The organism is Zunongwangia sp. SCSIO 43204 (genome assembly GCF_019904275.1).
GTDB classification, from domain to species: domain Bacteria; phylum Bacteroidota; class Bacteroidia; order Flavobacteriales; family Flavobacteriaceae; genus Zunongwangia; species Zunongwangia mangrovi.
Window position 1 is genome coordinate 4,018,244 of sequence record NZ_CP063204.1, and the last position, 19,804, is coordinate 4,038,047.

The 19,804-nt window shown below is 35.6% G+C and carries 17 protein-coding genes and 1 tRNA gene; 7 read left to right on the forward strand and 11 right to left on the reverse strand.

All coding sequences use genetic code 11. The features are described 5' to 3' along the window. The first annotated feature begins 51 nt into the window (after window positions 1–51). Both INR75_RS17770 and INR75_RS17775 read left to right on the forward strand, forming a co-directional pair. Window positions 52–339, forward strand: a complete 288-nt coding sequence (locus INR75_RS17770; protein WP_223089866.1) for a hypothetical protein — start codon at window positions 52–54, stop codon at window positions 337–339. After that, window positions 336–1,097 carry a nucleotidyl transferase AbiEii/AbiGii toxin family protein gene (locus INR75_RS17775; RefSeq protein WP_223089867.1) on the forward strand — a complete coding sequence of 254 codons (762 nt, stop codon included), beginning with the start codon at window positions 336–338 and terminating at the stop codon, window positions 1,095–1,097. The genes INR75_RS17770 and INR75_RS17775 overlap by 4 nt, the downstream gene beginning before the upstream one ends. On the opposite strand, the gene INR75_RS17780 is transcribed toward INR75_RS17775, so the two are convergent. After that, the gene (locus INR75_RS17780) at window positions 1,094–2,362 is read right to left on the reverse strand and encodes a site-specific integrase (protein WP_255584585.1); all 1,269 of its coding nucleotides are present in this window, start codon (window positions 2,360–2,362) and stop codon (window positions 1,094–1,096) included. The genes INR75_RS17775 and INR75_RS17780 overlap by 4 nt on opposite strands. A gap of 193 nt (window positions 2,363–2,555) precedes the next feature. After that, window positions 2,556–2,629: transfer RNA gene (locus tag INR75_RS17785), tRNA-Pro, on the reverse strand. 145 nt (window positions 2,630–2,774) lie between these two features. Here INR75_RS17785 and INR75_RS17790 point away from each other — a divergent pair. Further along, window positions 2,775–4,349, forward strand: coding sequence for an NADP-dependent glyceraldehyde-3-phosphate dehydrogenase (locus tag INR75_RS17790; protein WP_223089868.1), 1,575 nt, complete (start codon window positions 2,775–2,777; stop codon window positions 4,347–4,349). A 23-nt stretch (window positions 4,350–4,372) separates the two neighbouring features. Here INR75_RS17790 and INR75_RS17795 read toward each other — a convergent pair whose 3' ends face one another. Further along, the gene (locus tag INR75_RS17795) at window positions 4,373–5,221 is read right to left on the reverse strand and encodes an aldo/keto reductase (RefSeq protein ID WP_223089869.1); all 849 of its coding nucleotides are present in this window, start codon (window positions 5,219–5,221) and stop codon (window positions 4,373–4,375) included. A 197-nt stretch (window positions 5,222–5,418) separates the two neighbouring features. Between INR75_RS17795 and INR75_RS17800 the strand changes: the two genes are divergently transcribed. The 3 genes from INR75_RS17800 (at window position 5,419) to INR75_RS17810 (ending at window position 9,094) form a co-directional block, all read left to right on the forward strand. Next, window positions 5,419–6,417, forward strand: coding sequence for a response regulator (locus INR75_RS17800; RefSeq protein WP_223089870.1), 999 nt, complete (start codon window positions 5,419–5,421; stop codon window positions 6,415–6,417). Between the two features lie 234 nt (window positions 6,418–6,651). Then, on the forward strand, window positions 6,652–7,914 hold the full coding sequence (locus INR75_RS17805) for a YaiO family outer membrane beta-barrel protein (RefSeq protein WP_223089871.1): 1,263 nt from the start codon (window positions 6,652–6,654) through the stop codon (window positions 7,912–7,914). A 1-nt stretch (window position 7,915) separates the two neighbouring features. Further along, entirely contained in the window at window positions 7,916–9,094 is a 1,179-nt protein-coding gene (locus tag INR75_RS17810; RefSeq protein WP_223089872.1) for a hypothetical protein, read from the forward strand. Here the strand turns inward: INR75_RS17810 and INR75_RS17815 are convergent. The 5 genes from INR75_RS17815 to INR75_RS17835 form a co-directional block, all read right to left on the reverse strand. Next, window positions 9,091–11,139 carry an LTA synthase family protein gene (locus INR75_RS17815; RefSeq protein WP_223089873.1) on the reverse strand — a complete coding sequence of 683 codons (2,049 nt, stop codon included), beginning with the start codon at window positions 11,137–11,139 and terminating at the stop codon, window positions 9,091–9,093. The genes INR75_RS17810 and INR75_RS17815 overlap by 4 nt on opposite strands. A 98-nt stretch (window positions 11,140–11,237) precedes the next feature. Continuing rightward, on the reverse strand, window positions 11,238–11,639 hold the full coding sequence (locus INR75_RS17820) for a hypothetical protein (protein ID WP_223089874.1): 402 nt from the start codon (window positions 11,637–11,639) through the stop codon (window positions 11,238–11,240). A 1-nt stretch (window position 11,640) separates the two neighbouring features. Further along, the gene (locus tag INR75_RS17825) at window positions 11,641–12,057 is read right to left on the reverse strand and encodes a hypothetical protein (RefSeq protein ID WP_223089875.1); all 417 of its coding nucleotides are present in this window, start codon (window positions 12,055–12,057) and stop codon (window positions 11,641–11,643) included. Between the two features lie 61 nt (window positions 12,058–12,118). Beyond that, window positions 12,119–13,468: a 30S ribosomal protein S12 methylthiotransferase RimO gene (gene rimO / locus INR75_RS17830; RefSeq protein ID WP_084842715.1), complete on the reverse strand. Its 1,350-nt coding sequence runs from the start codon at window positions 13,466–13,468 to the stop codon at window positions 12,119–12,121. 95 nt (window positions 13,469–13,563) lie between these two features. Continuing rightward, window positions 13,564–13,815: a hypothetical protein gene (locus INR75_RS17835; protein WP_223089876.1), complete on the reverse strand. Its 252-nt coding sequence runs from the start codon at window positions 13,813–13,815 to the stop codon at window positions 13,564–13,566. Between the two features lie 126 nt (window positions 13,816–13,941). On the opposite strand from INR75_RS17835, the gene INR75_RS17840 reads away from it, so the two are divergent. Next, a complete protein-coding gene (locus INR75_RS17840; RefSeq protein WP_223089877.1) occupies window positions 13,942–15,069 on the forward strand; it encodes a P1 family peptidase in 1,128 nt (375 codons plus the stop codon). A gap of 108 nt (window positions 15,070–15,177) precedes the next feature. Here the strand turns inward: INR75_RS17840 and INR75_RS17845 are convergent, their stop codons facing one another. From INR75_RS17845 to INR75_RS17855, 3 genes are all read right to left on the reverse strand, one after another. Beyond that, a complete protein-coding gene (locus INR75_RS17845) occupies window positions 15,178–16,056 on the reverse strand; it encodes an aminotransferase class IV (RefSeq protein WP_223089878.1) in 879 nt (292 codons plus the stop codon). A gap of 135 nt (window positions 16,057–16,191) precedes the next feature. Further along, window positions 16,192–19,425: a S41 family peptidase gene (locus INR75_RS17850; protein WP_223089879.1), complete on the reverse strand. Its 3,234-nt coding sequence runs from the start codon at window positions 19,423–19,425 to the stop codon at window positions 16,192–16,194. A 138-nt stretch (window positions 19,426–19,563) separates the two neighbouring features. Beyond that, the gene (locus tag INR75_RS17855) at window positions 19,564–19,776 is read right to left on the reverse strand and encodes a hypothetical protein (RefSeq protein ID WP_223089880.1); all 213 of its coding nucleotides are present in this window, start codon (window positions 19,774–19,776) and stop codon (window positions 19,564–19,566) included. Window positions 19,777–19,804 lie beyond the last annotated feature (28 nt).

The window sequence follows — 19,804 nt, forward strand, 5'->3', positions numbered from 1 at the left end:
TTTATAACTGATTTTCCAAAAATCCGTTAAATTCAGTATCTTTGAAGTGTAATGGAAAAACACGTAAACATAGCAAAACGTTTTCCCAAACATTTATTTTGGGATATGGATGCCAATATATTATCCGTTGAAAAAGATAGATCTATTATCATTCCACGTGCTTTATTTGCCACTACCAAAAATAGCTTTGAAAAAGATATTCAAAATCTTGAAAAGCTGTATTCTAAAAATGAAATTACTTCAATACTAAGAAACACTAAAGAACATATTAGCAACGAGGTATGTCTATTGGTGGCTAAACGATATAAGATCAAACCTTTCTTTAGATATAGTTTATGAAAAAAGCAGTCTCTTCAACACTGCTAAATACGATCAAAGAATTACAGGCTCTAAATAGCTTAAAGAATTTCGCACTCGCAGGAGGCACAAATTTAGCATTAAGATATAATCATAGAGAATCAATTGATATCGATTTATTCTGTCCTGAAATTATAGGTTTTAAGGGTTTTAAAGACGCCAAGTTAGAAATTGAGAATTTCTACGGTGAAAATGCTTTTAATTTTATTGATCCAACGGGCATAAATGATCAGTTCACATTTCTGCGCTTTTTCATCAAAAAAGGAGAGACCATCATTAAAGTTGATCTTCTACAAAATATGAAAATCATCGACCCTATTGAAATTTTAATCGGTATTCGCCTATTATCTGTAAAAGATATTGGCTTATTTAAATTAATGAGTGCGTCAAGCCGTCCTGCTAAAAAGGACATATATGATCTATTTTATATTACTGAAGATGTATCATTAATTGAATTGTACCATCAATTAAAAAAAAAATATAAGCGCTTCAATAGGCCAAAAGATCGTAATATTTTTGATTTGGATAAGGAAAATTCAGTGCTCGATAATCCTTTATTATTATTAACGTATGACAGTAATTTTAAAGTTAGTAAAGATAAAATGATGCACTCTCATGACAATATTTTAAATATAGAAGGGACTGCTAGCTGGCCATTAGCTAGCATGAATTGGCGAATGCGTTTGAGAAAATTATGCCGCCACCTAGATATTCAATTCCCTTCTGCCAGAACACGCTAACTATCACTTTTTTTGGATTTCTTGGCCATAGCTTTTTCTAAATTCGCAATATCATTACTTAGCTTGTTTTCCAGCACTCTAGCATAAATTTGAGTAGTGGATAGTTTGGTATGCCCTAGAAGCTTCGAAACTGTTTCAATCGGCACACCATTGGCTAAAGTGACCGTAGTTGCAAAAGTATGCCTGGCACAATGAAAGCTTATATGCTTTTTTACTCCTGCCCCTTTCATCACTTTTTTTATGCTATCATTCATTTTTTGATTGGAGAGTACCGGAAGAACTTTTTGATCTTCAATATCAAAACAATGATTTTCATACTTTTTTAAAATTTGATCGGCTTTATTCAACAAAGGAACTTTTACGACTTCATTTGTTTTCTCTCTTCTGGTAAAAATCCAATTTTTATCATCGATCCCTTTTAATATTTGATCTTTGGTTAATTTTTTTAAATCTATATATGATAAACCAGAATAGCATGAAAAAAGAAAAATATCTTTAACACGCTCCAGGGATTCACTTTTGAATATGGTTTCCTCCACTAACTTCAACTCCCTGTCAGACAAATATTGCCTATCAGTTTTATTAAATTTTAATTTGAAATTTTTAAAGGGATCTTTTTGCAGCCATTCAAGTTTAACAGCAAGATTAATTATTTTTTTAACCCGTGCTATATGTTTCATAACACCATTATTAGTGCAAGTTCTCTGCTTCTTTTTGGGGGTATAAGTTCTTAAAAAATGCTCGAATCCACTAATGAATTCATAGTTCAAGTGTTTAAGAAAAATGTCCTCTTTATGAAATTTAACCTGAATGAATTCTTCCAGATATCGGGTGGTCGTCCTGTAATTTTTAATAGTTCCCCATTTCAGAACTGACTTCATATGCTCGTTATGATAATTGATGATATCACTTAATCTCTTGTAATTTTCATCTTTCCCTAAATAAGAAGCCTTTATAGCCTTTGCTGTTATTTCCTTATCCTTTTCCAGGAACTGCTTATGGATATCCATAAACTTAAAATATACCTGATCCAGGTAATTATTGAGTTGCTTGATCTGAGGAGTAGCCCCTCTTAATCTGCTCTTTGTAGAATCCCAATTCTGAGCAGGAATTTTGCGCTGTAAACTGAGTTCCGCTTTCTTCTTACTTACGGTAATACGAGCATAAATTGAAAGCTCTTCACGTTGCTTAACTAATCTACGGGTAAAAAATGATACTGCAAAAGTTGAAACATTGGACATAATAAACGTCTTTAAGTTATACATTTAATTTGTTAAGACGAAAGTCAAATCAGCCCTTAAACTCCTACAAGTTAATGAAATATAATATAAAAGGTATTCACCGGATAATTCACCAAACTGTTTGATATAGTATGGTTTTAGATGATATCCCTAAAAAGAAAATTCGCTGAAAATAATTGATTTCCAGCGAATTAAACTAAATTTAGTGTTTAGTTCGTCGGGATGACAGGATTTGAACCTGCGACCCTACGCCCCCCAGACGTATACGCTACCAGACTGCGCCACATCCCGATTTTGAATTGGCAAAATAAACAGGTTCGGCTATATTTTCAAAATATAATTCCATAAAAATAAAACTCAATAAATTGATAATATCAGCACTTCTATAGGCCGGAAATTGAGTATATTCATAGTATTATTAATTGAATTTATAAATATGACAACCAACCAACTTAAGATCAACGATCTATTACGTCAAAAAACCTATTTAAGTGACGGCAAACTCATCGATTGGAACGGCAAAACTGATGAGGTTTTTTCTACAATTTCATCTTCAGAAGATTATCAAAAAACTTTATTGGGTACTGTACCACACATGGATAAAGAAACCGCTCTGGAAGTGCTAGAATCTGCATGCCATGCTTTTGATAAAGGAAAAGGACTTTGGCCTACAATGAAGGTTGCAGAGCGTATTGCCTGTATGGAAAACTTTGTAAGTAAAATGAAGTTACAAAGAGAGGTGGTTGTAAAGTACCTTATGTGGGAAATTGGTAAATCTATGCCAGATTCTTATAAAGAATTCGACAGAACGGTTGAGTATATTGAAGATACTATTGAAGATTACAAAGACCTGGATCGTGATAGTGCTAAATTCTCTAAAAAAGACGGAGTTTACGCGCATATTAGAAGAGGACCTTTAGGAATTGTGTTATGTCTAGGACCTTATAATTATCCTTTAAATGAAACTTTCGCTTTATTAATTCCCGCTATTATAATGGGAAATACCGTAATTTTCAAACCCGCAAAACATGGTGTTTTACTTATCTCTCCGCTTCTTGAAGCATTCAAAGAAAGTTTTCCTGCTGGCGTAGTAAACGTGATTTATGGCAGAGGTCGTGAAGTTGCTGCTCCAATTATGCAAAGTGGTAGAATCGATGTGTTGGCACTTATTGGTAACAGTAAATCGGCTATTGCGCTGCAGGATCAACATCCTTATAAAAATCGATTACGCCTGGTACTGGGACTTGAAGCCAAAAATCCCGGAATCATTTTACCAGATGCCGACTTGGATCTGGCGATTAGCGAATGTATATCTGGAACACTTTCCTTTAACGGCCAGCGATGTACTGCACTAAAAATTCTTTATGTGCACGAATCTATACAAAAAGAATTTTTAAAGCGTTTTGCTGAAAAAGTTGACAGTTTAAAATTTGGAAATCCATGGGACGAAAATGTAAAGCTTACTCCGTTGCCTGAGCCTGGCAAACCTGAATATATCCAGGGATTAATTGAAGATGCTCAGCAAAAAGGCGCTAAAATCATCAATAAAAAAGGTGGTGAAATTTCAGAAAATTTCATATTTCCAGCCGTACTTTTTCCAGTAACTAAGGATATGAATGTTTACCAGGAAGAACAATTTGGACCGGTAATTCCAGTAAAACCATTTTCAGAAATTGAAGAAATATTAGAAGAAATTGCAGATTCTAATTATGGTCAGCAGGTTTCTCTCTTCGGAAAAGATATTTGCGAACTTGCACCACTAATCGATACGCTAGTAAATTTAGTGTGCCGCGTAAACCTTAATAGCTCCTGCCAGCGTGGTCCAGATGTTTTCCCTTTTACGGGAAGAAAAGACTCTGCCGTTGGTACACTTAGCGTGCACGATGCGCTTCGCTCTTTCTCTATAAGAACTTTTTTAGCTTCAAAAGATAATCCATACAACAACGAAATTTTAGAAAATTTACTTCATAGTAAATCGTCTAATTTTATGAGTACAGATTATCTTCTGTAAAAACTTTTCAGGAATCATTCCGATTATTTGTTAGCAAAATGCTCCATAAAATGATCGGGATGTGCTCCTGTTCTTTCATTATTATCTAAAGCATCTATTTGCTGTACTTCATCTTCAGTCAATTTAAAATCAAAAATCTTTGCATTTTGTTTAATTCGGTTTTCATGCACACTTTTAGGAATGGTAATTACGCCTTTCTGCAAGTCCCATCTTAATACCACTTGTGCAGTCGATTTTTGATATTTTTCAGCGATATTTTTTAAAATTTCATTATCCAGAATTTGCCCCCGCATTAAAGGTGACCAGCCTTCGTATTGAATATTCCGCTCAGCACAATAATCCAACATATTTTGCTGCACGAGTTTTGGATGAAATTCATTTTGAAGCAACATAGGTTTTATAGTTCCGCTTTCGATAATCTCATCCATTTGATGTTCTACACAATTGCATAGCCCGATAGCTTTTGCCTTTCCAGATTTATAGATTTCTTCCATAGCGCGCCAGGTATCGGTTAATGTATCGGGTACGGGCCAGTGAATTAAATAGAGATCTAAATAATCCATCTGTAATTTGGCCAAACTCTCATCAATAGCTTTTAATGTCCCTTCATAACCCTGGTCGTCGTTCCACACCTTACTTGTCACAAATAGCTCTTCACGAGGAATGTGACTTTCTTTAATGGCCTCTCCTACTCCTTCTTCATTTTTATAAAAACTGGCAGTATCAATATGCCGATAACCAGCTTTTAAGGCGAATTGAATAGCATCTTTAACTTCATCGCCATCTTTAGATTTATAGACACCTAAACCAAAATAAGGCATTTCGTAGCCATTATTCAATTTCACTTTTCCGTTGATATCTGTGATATTCATAAGCTTTTTTGTTAAAGATAAGACGTGTATTTCAGTCATAAAAATCTATGGAAATTTTGACAAATCTTTGGCTAAAAATTTAGATTGCTTTATTCATTAGAAGGTTCTATATTTGGCTCTCCTTAAGCTAAATCTTTTTACCTGATTATCAATGCTGTAAAAAGAGACATTAGTATTGTTTTAAGGAGCTAGCTGTTATGACCCACAACAAAACCTACAAGATCCTACTAATCTCTAATCCAGAGGAAGAACCTTTCTGTATAAAAGAATACCTGGACGATTCGATCATAATTACAAGAGTCACCAATATTCACTCTACTTCAGAAGCTATAAATGAGCTAAAAGAGCATACCTATCATATCATATTTTTAGATTTAGGTAAACCAGGAAAAGCGGGATTAACAAAATTAGATCATATTCTATCATTCACCACAGCGATTCCTGTTGTAATTTTAAGCAACCAGCTAAATATGGCTTTTAGCATTCGCTGTTTAGAAAGAGGTGCTTCAGATTATCTTATAAAAGACAGTTTAGACACTTTTACGGTTTATAAAGCCATACGCCATAATATCGATCGTCGCAGCTATATTCATGCGCTTGAAGAATCCAGACTAAGATACAGTCGTTTATTTCATTTGAGCCCGCAACCAATGTGGGTTTACGATATCGAGACCTTGCAATTTATCGATGTTAACGCAGCTGCACAAACTAAATACGGGCATACTTTAGATGAATTTCTTTCGATGAAAATAACCGATATTCGATCTACAGACGAAATTCCTAAAATGCTAAAAACGGTTTATGAAACTCGAAAGAATTTAAACCGCAGTTATAAAGGGATTTTTAAGCATCGTACTAAAGACAGGCAGAACATCGATGTCGAGATTCATAGTAATCTTATAAAATTCAACAATAAGCCGGCTAGATTAATACTTGCCAACGATATTACAGAGCAGCTTAAACATATTAAAGCGATGGAAGCTCAAAACAAAAAATTGCGTGAAATCGCATGGACGCAAAGTCACGTAGTTAGAGCACCATTGGTAAGAATGATGGCTTTAGTCAATATGCTTAATGATAATTTTGAAGACAAATCCGAATTTTACCTGGAACAGATCAATAAATCTGCGCAGGAATTCGACCAGATCATTCGGGAAATCTCAGAAAAAACCGCCCGAATAGAATTCGATGATTAATTTCTAAATTCTGTAAAGTACCTTGGGACAATCCCACAAGGCCCTCGTTGGAAATAAATTTTTAATTTCTAGACAAGCCTAGAGGTATTACATCCTTTGACGGTGCCAATAAAAACACTTTCCTTTTTTTTCTTTGATTTATTGGTTTATCCAATATTTTTGTAGCTGAATTAGTATTTAATTTCTATATTCATAAAACCCAAATCATGTGCTTTGCACAAGTATTTCTTTATAATGAGTAGTATAAATCATTCTTATTTTAGATATTTTACAGTAATTTTCTTTTGCCTGTGCTTAAATCTTACCGGTAACGCACAACAATACGGCTCTGATGAATTATTCACCATGGCCAGAAATGCAGCTTTCGAGGAAGACGATTATCCCAAAGCGATCAATTTGGCAAAGCAGGCTTTAGAGCAAAGCCCAGATTATACAGGAATTCGTATTTTTTTAGGAAGAGTATATACCTGGAGTGATAAAATTGACAGCGCAAGAGTAGCTTTCGAGAGAGTTTTAAAAGATAATCCCGGCCACGAAGATGGCTCTTTTGCTTATGGAAGTTTAGAATACTGGAACGATAATTCTAAAAAAGCATTAAATATTATTAATAATGGTTTAGAAAAACATCCCGAATCTGAAAACTTATTATTGCTGAAGGCAAAAGTGCTTCGTGATCTAAAAGAATATAAACTGGCACAGGATGCTAATTCCAAGCTATTAAAAATTAACCCGAAAAATACTGAAGCTCGATCTTTGAGTCAGCGTTTAACCACACTTTCAGCTAAAAATCAAATAGGTGCAACTTACGATTTTGTGTATTTTGACGAACAATTTGATGATCCCTGGCATCTCGCCAGCATCGATTACAGCAGGCAAACTAAAATAGGATCTGTTGTGGCTAGAGTGAATTATGCAAACCGATTTAATACAAATGCATTTCAGTTTGAAGTTGATGCCTATCCAAGTATTTCTGAAACATTCTACGCTTATGTAAATGCAGGAATTTCAGATAATGCTGGCATTTTCCCAGAATATCGCGCAGGTTTTTCTCTTTATGCCAACCTACCATGGGCCCTAGAAGCAGAAGCTGGTTTTAGATTACTAGGTTTCGACGATGAGACCTGGATCTACACCGCTTCCATAGGAAAATATTATAAAAGTTTCTGGTTTAATCTAAGAACCTTTTTAACGCCATCTAATAATTCGGTGTCACAATCTTTTAGCTTAATGACGCGCTATTATCTGGGCGGCGCAGATGATTTTTTAAGTATTAGAATTGGTACTGGGCTTTCGCCAGATAATCAAACCAACAATATTTTATACAATAATGGTAATCAATACCGCCTAAAATCTAACAATATTTCTTTAGGTTTTCGTAAAACACTTTGGGCGACTAATGTGGTATTTATAGAAACCGGACTCGAAAATCAGGAATATCGACAAGGCGAAACTGGTAATCAGTTAACGATAGGCGTAGGATATTTAAAACGTTTTTAAAATGCTGAAAAAGCGTTTAAAACACATCATCATTATTTTAGTTTTATTGCTGCCGGTTTTTATGTTTCTGGCGTGGTTTTTCACGCCCAAAACTAAAATGGTTGCCGCTATTATCGATAAAACCGTTTTAACTACAGAAGGCCAGGAACATATCTCTTTAGACTGGGTTCTTAATTACAAGAAATACACAAAAACTTCAACCAAATTCTATAAAAGAAGCGAAGATTATTTTGGTTTTTTTCCGAAAGAAAATGAAGAATTCGATCTTCGTGGATTAGAGCGTTTCCCGTCAAACAAAATAGAACAATTAAGTAACGATGCAGATTTGGTCTATTTTACCGATACCTACGGAATTTACACCAACGAGTGGTACGAACAAGACAATCAAACCGAGCGTTCTGGGATTGTTTACGGCGGATTAAAAGAAAATGACATGGATCTCCTTCGTAAAATGAAGGAAAAAAATAAGCTTGTTATTACCGAATTTAATACGTTTGGCTCACCTACCTCATTCGATATTCGACGAAAATTTGAACGGACTTTTGGTCTAAAATGGACAGGTTGGACCGGGCGTTATTTTGACAATCTGGATACGCTTACCAATAAAGAATTACCAAGATGGCTTATTCGAAATTACCTAAATCAACATGGTAATAAATGGCCATTTAAAAAATCTGGAGTTGCCTTTGTGCACGAGAGTGACCAGGTAACCATTCTTGAAGACAGCATACATTTAGAACGTGAAATCCCTCAGATCTTAAGTAATGACTACGGAAAAGAACGCTTTTCGCTACCCGATGAAATGAAATATCCGTTCTGGTTCGATATTGTTCAAAATAACTCGGCTATCAATAAAACTGCTGCAAATTATAAACTCTACACTACAGAAAAAGGAAGCCAGGAATTAAAGAAATACGGTATTCCTTCCTCATTTCCTGCGGTAACTTATCATATTGATAGCGATTACGAATTCTATTATTTCTCTGGTGATTTTTGCGATAACCCCATCACTATGGGAACTTCTTATTTTAAAGGAATAGGCCTTTTTCAGCGTTTTTTCTACAATGATAGAGATAAAACCGAAAGAGCCAGTTTCTTCTGGAAATTCTACCGTCCCATGCTTCAAACCATCTTAGAAGATTACGAGAAAAAAATTAGTGCTGAAAATAACGAATCTTAGTTCGTATATTTCACATAAATCGAATCTGGAATTATTTTCCCGCCATTCGTAATTATGGCATTCTTCTGCTTAAATCCATTATAAGCATCCATAATGCTTTGTTGCTGCTCTGGATCGTTTACAGGTCGTGTTCCCATATTTTCCAGGATTTCATATAGCCGATCGCCGTTAAGATGATAATTTCCTACCACATAATCTTTCATATTCACCTTGGTTTGAATTAACGGAATTTGATGAATATTTCTAAAATTAGCTACGGTATCTAATCCTTTCCCCAGCCAGCTGGTATTATCAGGAAGATCTAAAGTATAATTCGATTTTAGTAATCTTAAAAGACTTGGCGTAACGTCGTAATGCGAAGAGATCGAAGCCATTTCTGAAGTTCTGCTAAGCATTGGCGAATACATGATTAATGGCACATGATAACGATCTATAACTGTCGCCATAGGAATTTCTGGCATACGGTGATCTCCCGTAATTAGAAAGATAGTATTCTCGAAATCTGGACGCTTTTTGAAGTTTTCAAAGAACTTTTTCAGCATTTCATCGGTATATAAAATACTGGCGTATTGATCGCGATAAGAACGGTAATCCTGCTTTTTGGCATCGGTAAATTCTAATTGCGTCATTCGCTCCTCAAATCGATCATAAAACTCCTGCTGATGATTAATTTTAAATGGGTTATGCGAAGAAACCGTTAGCAAAACGCCCAATTGTGGCTTTGCAGCACTATCTGAAGGTCTGGTTTTTAAATACTCAGCATAAAGGGCTTCATCATCGTAACCCCAGGTAAATCCGTTTGTTTCTGGCAATAAACCTTCATTTGTAGAAAACTCATCTTTGTCGATTAGATCGTCGATTTTATTTCTTCTTAAATACAGCGCCATATTATCGAAACTCGCATCTCCACCGTAATAGAACGAAGTTTCATAACCATTATGTTTCAGCAAGTTTAAAAGTGATAATTGCTTAGGCATTTGCTCGCCCATTCCCAAATAACCACTTTGTGCAAATGGCAAAGATCCCAAAATAGAAGGCAAAACGGCGAAAGTACGCCCACCCTGACTAAGAAAGTTTTTCCAGTACAAACTTTGTGTAGAAAGTGAATCCAAAAAAGGTGTCCAGTTTCCTAAATATGCACCTTTGTTCGTAAAAGCTCGCCCCAATCCTTCAACCAGAATAATAACAACATTCGGTTTCTTTTCATTCAGATTAAAATAAGGAGAAAGCACATCGGTATCTGCATCTACATGATAAAATGGATAGTTACTTTCATCTAAATATTCAAAATCGACTATAGAATTATCAAGATTATCATAAATACCAATATAATTATCGGCGTAAATATCTACGTCGTAATCGGTCTTCGGAAAGAAATAATAATATGAACTTGTAAAGAAATAATCAGATTTGTTAGTCACCAGGTTACTGGCAAAAGTGTTTTGTAAACTTATCTGGCTCCATGCTGAATTGCTTGGCGTAAAGAAAATAATTACTGAAGCAATTGGATAGACTACCCCTAAACTCCAAGGTAATTTAATGAATCTTGGCACCCACCATAAGATAGAAATGCAAATGGCAATTACTACCAAAAATTGAAGTATCGCCACAAAACTTAATCCGCCAGAAGCTCCTAAAGTTTGCTGTACATCTTCTAAGGAGTAGCTAAAAAGATCTGCCCCAAGTAAGTTTAAAGACGTGGTGAAATATAAAACTAAAGCGGTTTGTATAACGGCTGCGATACAAATAAAAGTTTTAAAAATAGCTTTAGCCGATTTTGGATGAATTACATAAAAAATTATGTAGAATAAATAACAAATTGCACCCCATTTTAACCAAAGCAAAATATCCATCCAGCAACTGTACATCAATAGATTAAAGAAATTTTCCTGTACAGAATTTACTACTGTATTATATAAAAGCTCTAAAATACTAAGCAAAAACAATAGCAATAGCCACACCAGTGAAATTGAAAAAAATCCTCGGGTAGCATTAATTAACTTCTCTCTAAAACTTAGATGATCGAATGTACTTATCTGAGACATAAGACTTAGTTACAAGCAGCCAAAGTATCAAAAAAAGCTGTATTCTTAAATTAAGAATGTATAAAAATCGATAGGTTTTTTTCTGAAAAGTACTGAAACTAATTTAAAGCAAGCCTGGATCGTAGTACTTGAAGATCTTCGTCTTTAAAACCTTTAATATTCAAAATAGAACCGCGATGCGCATCAGATTTTAAAATGAGTTTATCTTTTTCGAAACGAAAATCAACAATATCTTTAAATAAAAAGGATTTTGATTTTAACTGCTGACCTTTAACTTCCAACTTTTCATCATCCCAGGAGATCATAACTTCTTTTGGATAATAAAGATAGACCAGTAAATTAATAAAACCACCAAACATGAACATGGTAAACATAAATATACTTACCGGATGTTCAGTTTCAATTAAATTGCCAATTCCGGAAATTATAAAAGCAACTCCAGAAATAAGCCGTAAATGTTTTACCCAAAATGGTGAATGTTTCTTGATTGTAGTTTGCATCTTAGGCGAATTGTAAATTAACTTCTGAACTAAAATCCTCCTGTAATTGCTGAATATCTTCAGGCTTAAAACCTCTTAATTCCATCATTGTTCCGGCAGCTGCTCCTTTTTTGATCGTAAGATTATAATCTGAAACATTTATATGATCGATTTCAGCTAAAGTAAAGCTAACTTCTTTTTGAGTCCATTGTTTTAAAACGATCTTATCATGATCCCAGCTAATATATTCTTCAGTAGAACCACCAGAGAAATATTGTACTACAAAATAGCCAATTCCAAAGGCGAAGTAGCCATACGACATCACACTCGAGCTATCTTCAATAAAAAACATAGCAACAGCAATAATCAGATAAAATGAACCAAACAGACTGTAATAATGTCTTCTAAAAAAGCCGTTATGTTTTTCGATTTTCTGCATAAAAAAAGGATTTCGATCTAAAAATACCGAAATCCTTTATTATTTCCTAAAAAATTTTACCCTACACCGTTTTTATTTTTAATTCTTTTCGTGTAGGCTTTGCTTCAGCATTTAAAGGTGTACCGTACAAATCAAAGTCGGCTGCATCTGTAATTTTAATATCGTAATATTCACCTGTTTTCAGGTAAATTTCAGTAGCATCGATCAAAACTTCATTATCTACATCTGGCGAATCAAATTCGGTTCTACCAATAAAATAATTTCCTTCTTTTCTATCGATTATCACCTTAAAAGTTTCTCCTATTTTTTGTTGATTCAATTCCCATGATATTTGAGACTGAATTTCCATAATTTCGTTAGCGCGCTGCTGTTTTACATCATCTGGAACATCGTCCTCAAGATTATAAGCATGCGTATTTTCTTCGTGAGAATAGGTAAAACAACCTAAGCGCTCGAAACGCATTTCTTTAACCCATTCTTTTAATTCCTGAAAATGCTCCTCGGTTTCTCCAGGATAGCCAACAATCAGCGTTGTTCTAATCGCCATTTCTGGAACAATTTCGCGGAATTTATATAAAAGATCTGTCGTTTTTTTATGAGTTGTACCACGACGCATCGATTTTAAAAGATCGTCTGAAATATGCTGTAATGGGATATCAAGATAATTACAGATCTTTGGCTCACGCTTCATGATCTCTAAAACATCCATTGGAAATCCTGTAGGGAACGCATAATGCAAACGAATCCATTCGATACCTTCAACTTTTACAAGATTCTCTAATAATTCAGCCAGATTTCTTTTTTTATAAAGATCCAGACCGTAATACGTAAGATCTTGGGCGATAAGAATTAATTCTTTTACGCCATTTGCTGCCAGTTTTTTAGCTTCGGTAACTAAATGCTCAATTGGTGTCGACTTATGCCCACCACGCATTAACGGAATCGCACAAAAACTACAAGGACGATCACAACCTTCAGCAATCTTTAAATAAGCATAGTTTTTTGGAGTTGTGGTTAAACGCTCACCAATAAGCTCGTGTTTATAATCGGCTTCCAAAGCTTTTAACAAACCAGGAAGTTCTGTTGTCCCAAAATACTGATCTACATTTGGAATTTCCTTTTGCAAATCTGGTTTATAGCGCTCACTTAAACAGCCGGTCACAAACACCTTATCTACATCGCCCTGCTCCTTTTTCTCTACAAACTCTAAAATCGTATTTACAGATTGTTCTTTAGCGTTATCGATAAAACCACAGGTATTTATCACTACGATATTTCCTTCCTGCTCGTGAACAACCTCTTTATTATTCGCTTTTAACTGACCCATCAACACTTCGCTGTCGTAAACATTCTTACTACAACCAAGGGTTACCACATTTATCCTGTTCTTTTTTAGCGATTTAGTCCTCATGTAAAATCTTCGTTTAGGAGTGCAAAAGTAGTGAAGATGAACGAAATACTAAGGATCTCGACTAAAATTTAGCTTTTAAGTGGTTTTCAGCAAATTCAATCTTGTTGAGAATGCAATTCTTTTTCAGGTTTCTTACATAATGCCAGGCAGATAACTCCAGAAATTAGCATCGCAGCAATTACACCGCCAATTACGATTCCGTAGCCATCACCCGCAAAACGATCCATATCATAATCCATAAAAATAAAAAGGTAGCATATAAAAAGTGCATCTAATACCAATTGAATAATCCAATAGGCTATTTTCCCTTTATGCGTTAGTTTTCGCAGAAATAATCGATCTAACATAAATTGAGTTTTCTTTTGAGTTTTCTTTGATTTGGGTTTAAAGAACGAGCAGTGTTTTCGATTATTTTATGGACTGGGAAGTTATTTTTAAGAATAGTGTATCTTTAAAAGATCAATCAATATTCTATGAAATTTCGGCTTTTTTTTCTGCTCATTTTTATTGTTCAACTATCCACATATGCTCAAAAAACCGCCAGAGAATTGGGTATTAAAACCGGAGTTATGCCCGTTGGCGCCACCAATAGTATTGTTGATGTTAAAGGCGTAAAAGTTGGTCATACCACTCTAATCAAAGGCGATTCTATTAGAACCGGAGTTACTGCAATTTTGCCCCACGGTGGGAATATTTTTCAGGATAAAGTACCGGCGGCAGTTTTTGTGGGTAACGGCTTTGGAAAATTGGCTGGCACCACCCAAATAAATGAACTGGGAAATATCGAAACTCCAATTATTCTAACCAACACTTTGAATGTTGCTACTGGTATTGATGCCGTTATAAAATATACGCTAAATCTACCCGGAAACGAGAACGTAAGATCGGTCAATGCGATAGTTGGCGAAACTAACGATGGCTACTTAAATGATATAAGAGGGCAGCATGTTTCAACAAGCGATGTAATTTCAGCTATAGAAAATGCAAGTACAGATAAACCGAAACAAGGAAATATTGGTGCCGGCACGGGCACGATCTGTTTTGGTTATAAAGGCGGATTAGGAACTTCTTCCCGCAAATTACCCGAAAATCTTGGCGGCTATACTGTAGGCGTTTTAGTACAAAGTAATTTTGGTGGAGTTCTGGATATTGCCGGCGTAAATATGGGTGAAAAATTAAAGAATTTCGCCTTTTCAGATGAGTTGCAGAACAATGTAGATGGTAGTTGTATGATCGTTGTTGCTACCGATGCACCTTTAACCAACCGTAATTTAGAACGACTGGCCAAACGTGCTTTTATGGGATTGGCACAAACCGGCGGAATTGCCTCTAACGGAAGTGGAGATTATATTATCGCTTTTTCTACTGCGGAAGAAGTTCGGATGCCATATCAAACAAAAGAAATTTATAAAACCGAAAGTGTTCCTAACGACTGGATGTCTCCACTTTTTATGGCTGCAAACGAAGCTACGGAAGAAGCTATTATTAATAGTTTGTTTATGGCTGAAGATATGACCGGATATCAAGGTCATACGATCGAAAAACTACCTGTAGATAAAGTATTATCGATCCTGAAAGCGCAAGGTGTTTTAGAAGAATGATTAAGTCTATTTTTAAGAATGCTACGCCAAGACTTATTTATGTTTTACAATTATTAAAACTTTGGCTGAGAGCTAATAGCTGACAGCTGAGAGCTTTTTCATCAACTACTAACTTAAATCCACTCCGGTTTGTTTCTTTACTTCTTCTGAAAATAATTGCTGAAGCCTTTTGGTCACTTTCCCGATTTCGTCTCCAAAATTCAAAATTTTATCCGGAAAATGTAGATTCTTAATCGCTGTGATCTGAGTGGTAGTTCCGGTGATAAAAACTTCAGTAACCTCATCTAGTGCTGAAACCGGAAGTGCTTCTTCGACAATTTCTATAGCATTGTTCTTACATAGTTGAATAAGAAAATTTCGGGTAATTCCGGGTAAAATGAATTTACCGTTGGGATGTGTATAAACCGTATCGTTTTTCACAAAGAACAGGGAAGAATGTGAACCTTCAGTAAAAAAACCATCTCTAATCATTATATTTTCAGCAAAACCACCTTTTTTAGCTTCGGTATTTGCGATAATATTGGCCATTAGAGAAACCGATTTTATATCGCAACGATGCCAACGTAAATCATTGGACACCACCACATCTTTAAATTCCTGCTGAAAACCTCTAAGATTGGTTTTATAGGCATACATAAGCACTGTAGCATTGTATTTTTCAGGAAAATAATGTGTTCTTGGTGCCATTCCCCTACTCACCTGAATATAGATTGCACCGTCTTCCTGGTTTAATTTAGCCAGATCGATCGCTTTTAAAATTAGTGCTTCAAAATCACCAATATCGCATTTCAGTTCGACTTCATTTAAAGAATATTTTAATCGGTCTAAATGTTCTTTCAGCAAAAATAGTTTTCCGCTATAAAAAGGAACGACTTCGTAAATACCGTCGCCAAATAAAAAACCACGATCAAAAACAGAGATTTTCGCCTCTTCAGGCTTTAACCATTCTCCGTTTAAATAGACTTTGCTGGGGTAAGTTAGCTTCATATCGTAATGCAAAACCTAAAAATAGACTTTTGGAGGCTATAAAAAAACTGCCCCGGAAAAAATTTTCACGAGGCAGTTCTAAATTCATTTTAGATCAATTCCGATATAATTTGGAATAACTATGTTTAAAAAATACTATTCGGTTTCTTTCAAAAGTTCTTTTACTGCGGTTTGCAGCTGTGGATCTTCACCATTTAAAAATTCGTTATAAGGTAAAGCAACTTCGATATCTGGCTGTAATTCCATATTCTCGGTTGGTACACCTTCTGCTCCAATAGTGGCTACCATAGGAATTCCAAATACGATCGAAGGATCTATTTGTCGCTCCCACCAAACTGCTGTACCAGTACCGGCAACAGGCATTCCTACCAGTTTACCAATTCCATTTTGTTTGTACACGTAAGGGAAGATAAAAGCATCACTATAGTTTCCTTCGCTCATTAAAACGATGCTTGGTTTCGTCCAGCGAGCCATTGGTTCACCACCGCTAATCACTTCTCCCTGCGGTGCGAATTTTAGATATTCTTCTCCGCTTAAAAAAGTATTAAGATCGTCGTGTAACCAACCACCACCATTAAAACGGGTATCTACCACAAGACCTTCTTTTTCTAAATTCTTACCAAGTGCATTTTCAAAGACATCTCTAAAACTTCCGTCATTCATTCCCTGGATATGCACGTAACCCAGTTTTCCACCACTAAGGCTATCGGTTTTGCGCTCCATAGTTCTTACCCAACGTTTATACATCAAACTACGAATAGATCCTTCTGAAACCGGCTTAATGGTTTCTTCAAAAGTTGAATTGCCGCTCTTAATCGTTAGCAGTGTATTTTTATCCTGAATGTTATTTAAATACTTATTCCAGTTTTCATTAGATTCGATGCTTTTACCGTTGATTTTGGTAATAATATCACCTGCTTTTATTTTACTATCGGCATTATCTAATGGCCCTCCCGAGATAACTTCGGAAATTTTAATTCCTTCGCCCATATAAGATTCGTCATATAACAAACCTAAAGATGCGGTGTGATCTCCGTTAGCGCCTGAAGCATAATAACGCCCACCGGTGTGCGAAGCATTTAATTCTCCTAAAAGTTCACTTAACAATTCCTGAAAATCGTAATTGTTATTGATGTGTGGCAAAAACTTGGCATATTCATCATGATACATTTGCCAATCGATGCCATGAATTTCTGGATCATAGAATTTCTTGGTTACCTGTCTCCACATGTGGTTAAACATATATTCTCTTTCTGCAGCGGCATCTATAACCATATCTCCGTTAATAGCGATATTATCTACTTTACCACTCTCAGCATCCACTTTTACCAGCCTGCCATTATTACTTAAAAATAATGATTTTCCATCTTCGCTAATTTCGATTCCGCTTGGCGAACCGCCCATTTTAGCTAAAATCTTAGTTTCTCTTGTTCTAGGCTCGGTTACCCAAAGATCATATCCTTTTTCAAAAGAAGCCAGGTAAAAAACCTTACTCGCATCTTTATTTAGTACATAATCACTAATGCTGGCCGAATTGATCGTAAGTTTTACTTTACGAATATCCAGATTATCAAAATCGAGCTTTAATTCTTCTTTTTTATCCTCTTTCTTCTTTTTAGACTTTTTATTGTCTTCTTCAGCTTTTTCCTTTTCTTCTTTCTCCTTTTTCTCCCGCTCTTCTAAAAGCTTGAATTCTTCTTCGCTTAAAGTGTAACGATCGTAAGCTTTTTGGTCGAAAAAGATCGCATAGATATCCTGCTCTGTACTTCCCTGTAATGCTAAAGATTTTCTACCTTCACGACTGCTGGCGTACGTCATCATCTTACCATCCATCGCCCATTTGGCATTCGATTCTCCAAATCCGCTATTTACAGGATGAAAAATTTCACCGCTACCATCAGCTTTGATCAAGGCGGTATTGTTAAGGAAGAAATAACCTTTTTGATCGTCTACCATTAACCAACGGCTATCCGGGCTCCATTGAAAAGACCAGTCTCCATCGCTGTAAGAATGATTTCTACCTTCAGGAAGAATAACTGTTTTCTTGCCCGATTTTAGATCCATTACCTTTAAAATATTTCGCTCTTCTACAAAGGCGATCTTGGATGAATCTGGAGCTATTTTTGCCTGAAATTCTTCTGCTTCAGTATTAATTAAAGGCTTAATATCAACAATGGTTGAAGCATAAAAATACTCTTCCTGAGGTCGATTTAGTGTCGCTTTATACACATTCCAGCTACCATCCTGTTCCCCGGAAAAAATAAGTTCTTTTCCGTTTGGCGACCAGCTTATCATTCGCTCTTGCGTAGAAGTATTGGTGATTCTTTTGGTACGAGAATCGTCTACACCGGTTACAAAAACTTCCCCGCGGTTTACAAAAGCGATCTCTTTGTTATTCGGACTAACAGCAAACTCGGTTACACTGTTTATATCCATATTTTTGATAGCCTCGAAAGCAGCATCATCTAAAACTTTTATTGCTAATTTTTCAGGCTCAGATCCCGGCATCATGGTATAAACTTCGCCTTTCCAGGAAAAAGCAAGTTTATCATTATCTGAAATACTTAAATGACGAACCGGAAAATCTTTAAAATTCGTCAGTTTTTCTTCGGAACCAGAATCAAGTTTTTTTACGTATAGATTTTGTGTACCGTCTTTTTCATTTAGGTAAAATATTTTTGAAGCATCTGCACTAAAAACCGGCTCACGATCTTCACCTTCAAAATCGCTGATCTGTTGGTAAGAATCTTTCTTAACATCGTACAACCAAATATCTCTGGTCACTGCTGAAGTGTGATGTTTTCTCCAGGCATCTTCGTAACCTTTTCTATCCTGAAATATCAAATATTCCCCATCATTACTAAAATGAGCTTCTTCAGCTCCCGCTGCAGTAAGTAATTCTGGTCTTCCTCCTTTTACAGGAATGGTATATAAATTTTGAAATAATCCGGGATTAGGAAATCTAACGCTAGAAGCCGGTGCATTACGACCACTTCCGTAGAGAATTTTATCATCCTCTGGTGTGAAATCGTAAGGATAATCATTAGCGCTATTAAAAGTTAATCTTGTTGGTGTGCCGCCAGTTGCCGGCATTGTATATACATCAAAATTCCCATAGCGATCACTGGCAAAAGCAATGCTCTTAGAATTGTTACTCCAAACAGGCCGCATATCGTAAGCATCGCCCGTAGTTATCGCGATAGCCACACCACCATCGCTACTCACGTGATAAAGGTTACCCATATATCCAAATACGATGGTCTCACCATTTGGAGAAATCGACGGATATCGTAGCCATTTTGCATTTTCTTGTGCTGAAACTGCCACACTAACAAGCAATAGCATTATCAGCAAGTAAATTTTTTTCATAAAGTGATTGAATTTAGTTTAGAAAAATTATAAGAGTTGTACTAAGATACTAACAATCGCCAACTTTTAGGCTATAAAAAACCCATCGAAACTTTCGTAAGATGGGTTTTTATAATCTATATAGTTAGAATATATCTTCTAAGCTCCAAAATAATTATGCAGGCCTAATAACCAACCTTGTTCGTAATACCTGATAATACTTATAAGTATTGCACAAATGATAACGTATAGCCAATTATACTTTTTGATCCTAACAAAATATGCGCCTAAAAGACCCAATATGAGTACCGGAAACGCCATAATTAGATTGGCATAAAGCCATGCGCCCTGAAAAACGGCCAGTATTTTCATGATTACATAAAACAGACAGTATATAAAT

Coding starts and splice junctions, on each gene's coding strand:
- INR75_RS17825 (WP_223089875.1), bottom strand. CDS start 12,057: ATGCAGAAAATCGAAAAACATAACGGCTTTTTTAGAAGACATTATTAC.
- INR75_RS17850 (WP_223089879.1), bottom strand. CDS start 19,425: ATGAAAAAAATTTACTTGCTGATAATGCTATTGCTTGTTAGTGTGGCA.
- INR75_RS17780 (WP_255584585.1), bottom strand. CDS start 2,362: ATGTATAACTTAAAGACGTTTATTATGTCCAATGTTTCAACTTTTGCA.
- INR75_RS17770 (WP_223089866.1), top strand. CDS start 52: ATGGAAAAACACGTAAACATAGCAAAACGTTTTCCCAAACATTTATTT.
- INR75_RS17790 (WP_223089868.1), top strand. CDS start 2,775: ATGACAACCAACCAACTTAAGATCAACGATCTATTACGTCAAAAAACC.
- rimO (WP_084842715.1), bottom strand. CDS start 13,468: ATGAGGACTAAATCGCTAAAAAAGAACAGGATAAATGTGGTAACCCTT.
- INR75_RS17800 (WP_223089870.1), top strand. CDS start 5,419: ATGACCCACAACAAAACCTACAAGATCCTACTAATCTCTAATCCAGAG.
- INR75_RS17805 (WP_223089871.1), top strand. CDS start 6,652: ATGAGTAGTATAAATCATTCTTATTTTAGATATTTTACAGTAATTTTC.
- INR75_RS17845 (WP_223089878.1), bottom strand. CDS start 16,056: ATGAAGCTAACTTACCCCAGCAAAGTCTATTTAAACGGAGAATGGTTA.
- INR75_RS17840 (WP_223089877.1), top strand. CDS start 13,942: ATGAAATTTCGGCTTTTTTTTCTGCTCATTTTTATTGTTCAACTATCC.
- INR75_RS17835 (WP_223089876.1), bottom strand. CDS start 13,815: ATGTTAGATCGATTATTTCTGCGAAAACTAACGCATAAAGGGAAAATA.
- INR75_RS17810 (WP_223089872.1), top strand. CDS start 7,916: ATGCTGAAAAAGCGTTTAAAACACATCATCATTATTTTAGTTTTATTG.
- INR75_RS17775 (WP_223089867.1), top strand. CDS start 336: ATGAAAAAAGCAGTCTCTTCAACACTGCTAAATACGATCAAAGAATTA.
- INR75_RS17795 (WP_223089869.1), bottom strand. CDS start 5,221: ATGAATATCACAGATATCAACGGAAAAGTGAAATTGAATAATGGCTAC.
- INR75_RS17820 (WP_223089874.1), bottom strand. CDS start 11,639: ATGCAAACTACAATCAAGAAACATTCACCATTTTGGGTAAAACATTTA.
- INR75_RS17855 (WP_223089880.1), bottom strand. CDS start 19,776: ATGAAAATACTGGCCGTTTTTCAGGGCGCATGGCTTTATGCCAATCTA.
- INR75_RS17815 (WP_223089873.1), bottom strand. CDS start 11,139: ATGTCTCAGATAAGTACATTCGATCATCTAAGTTTTAGAGAGAAGTTA.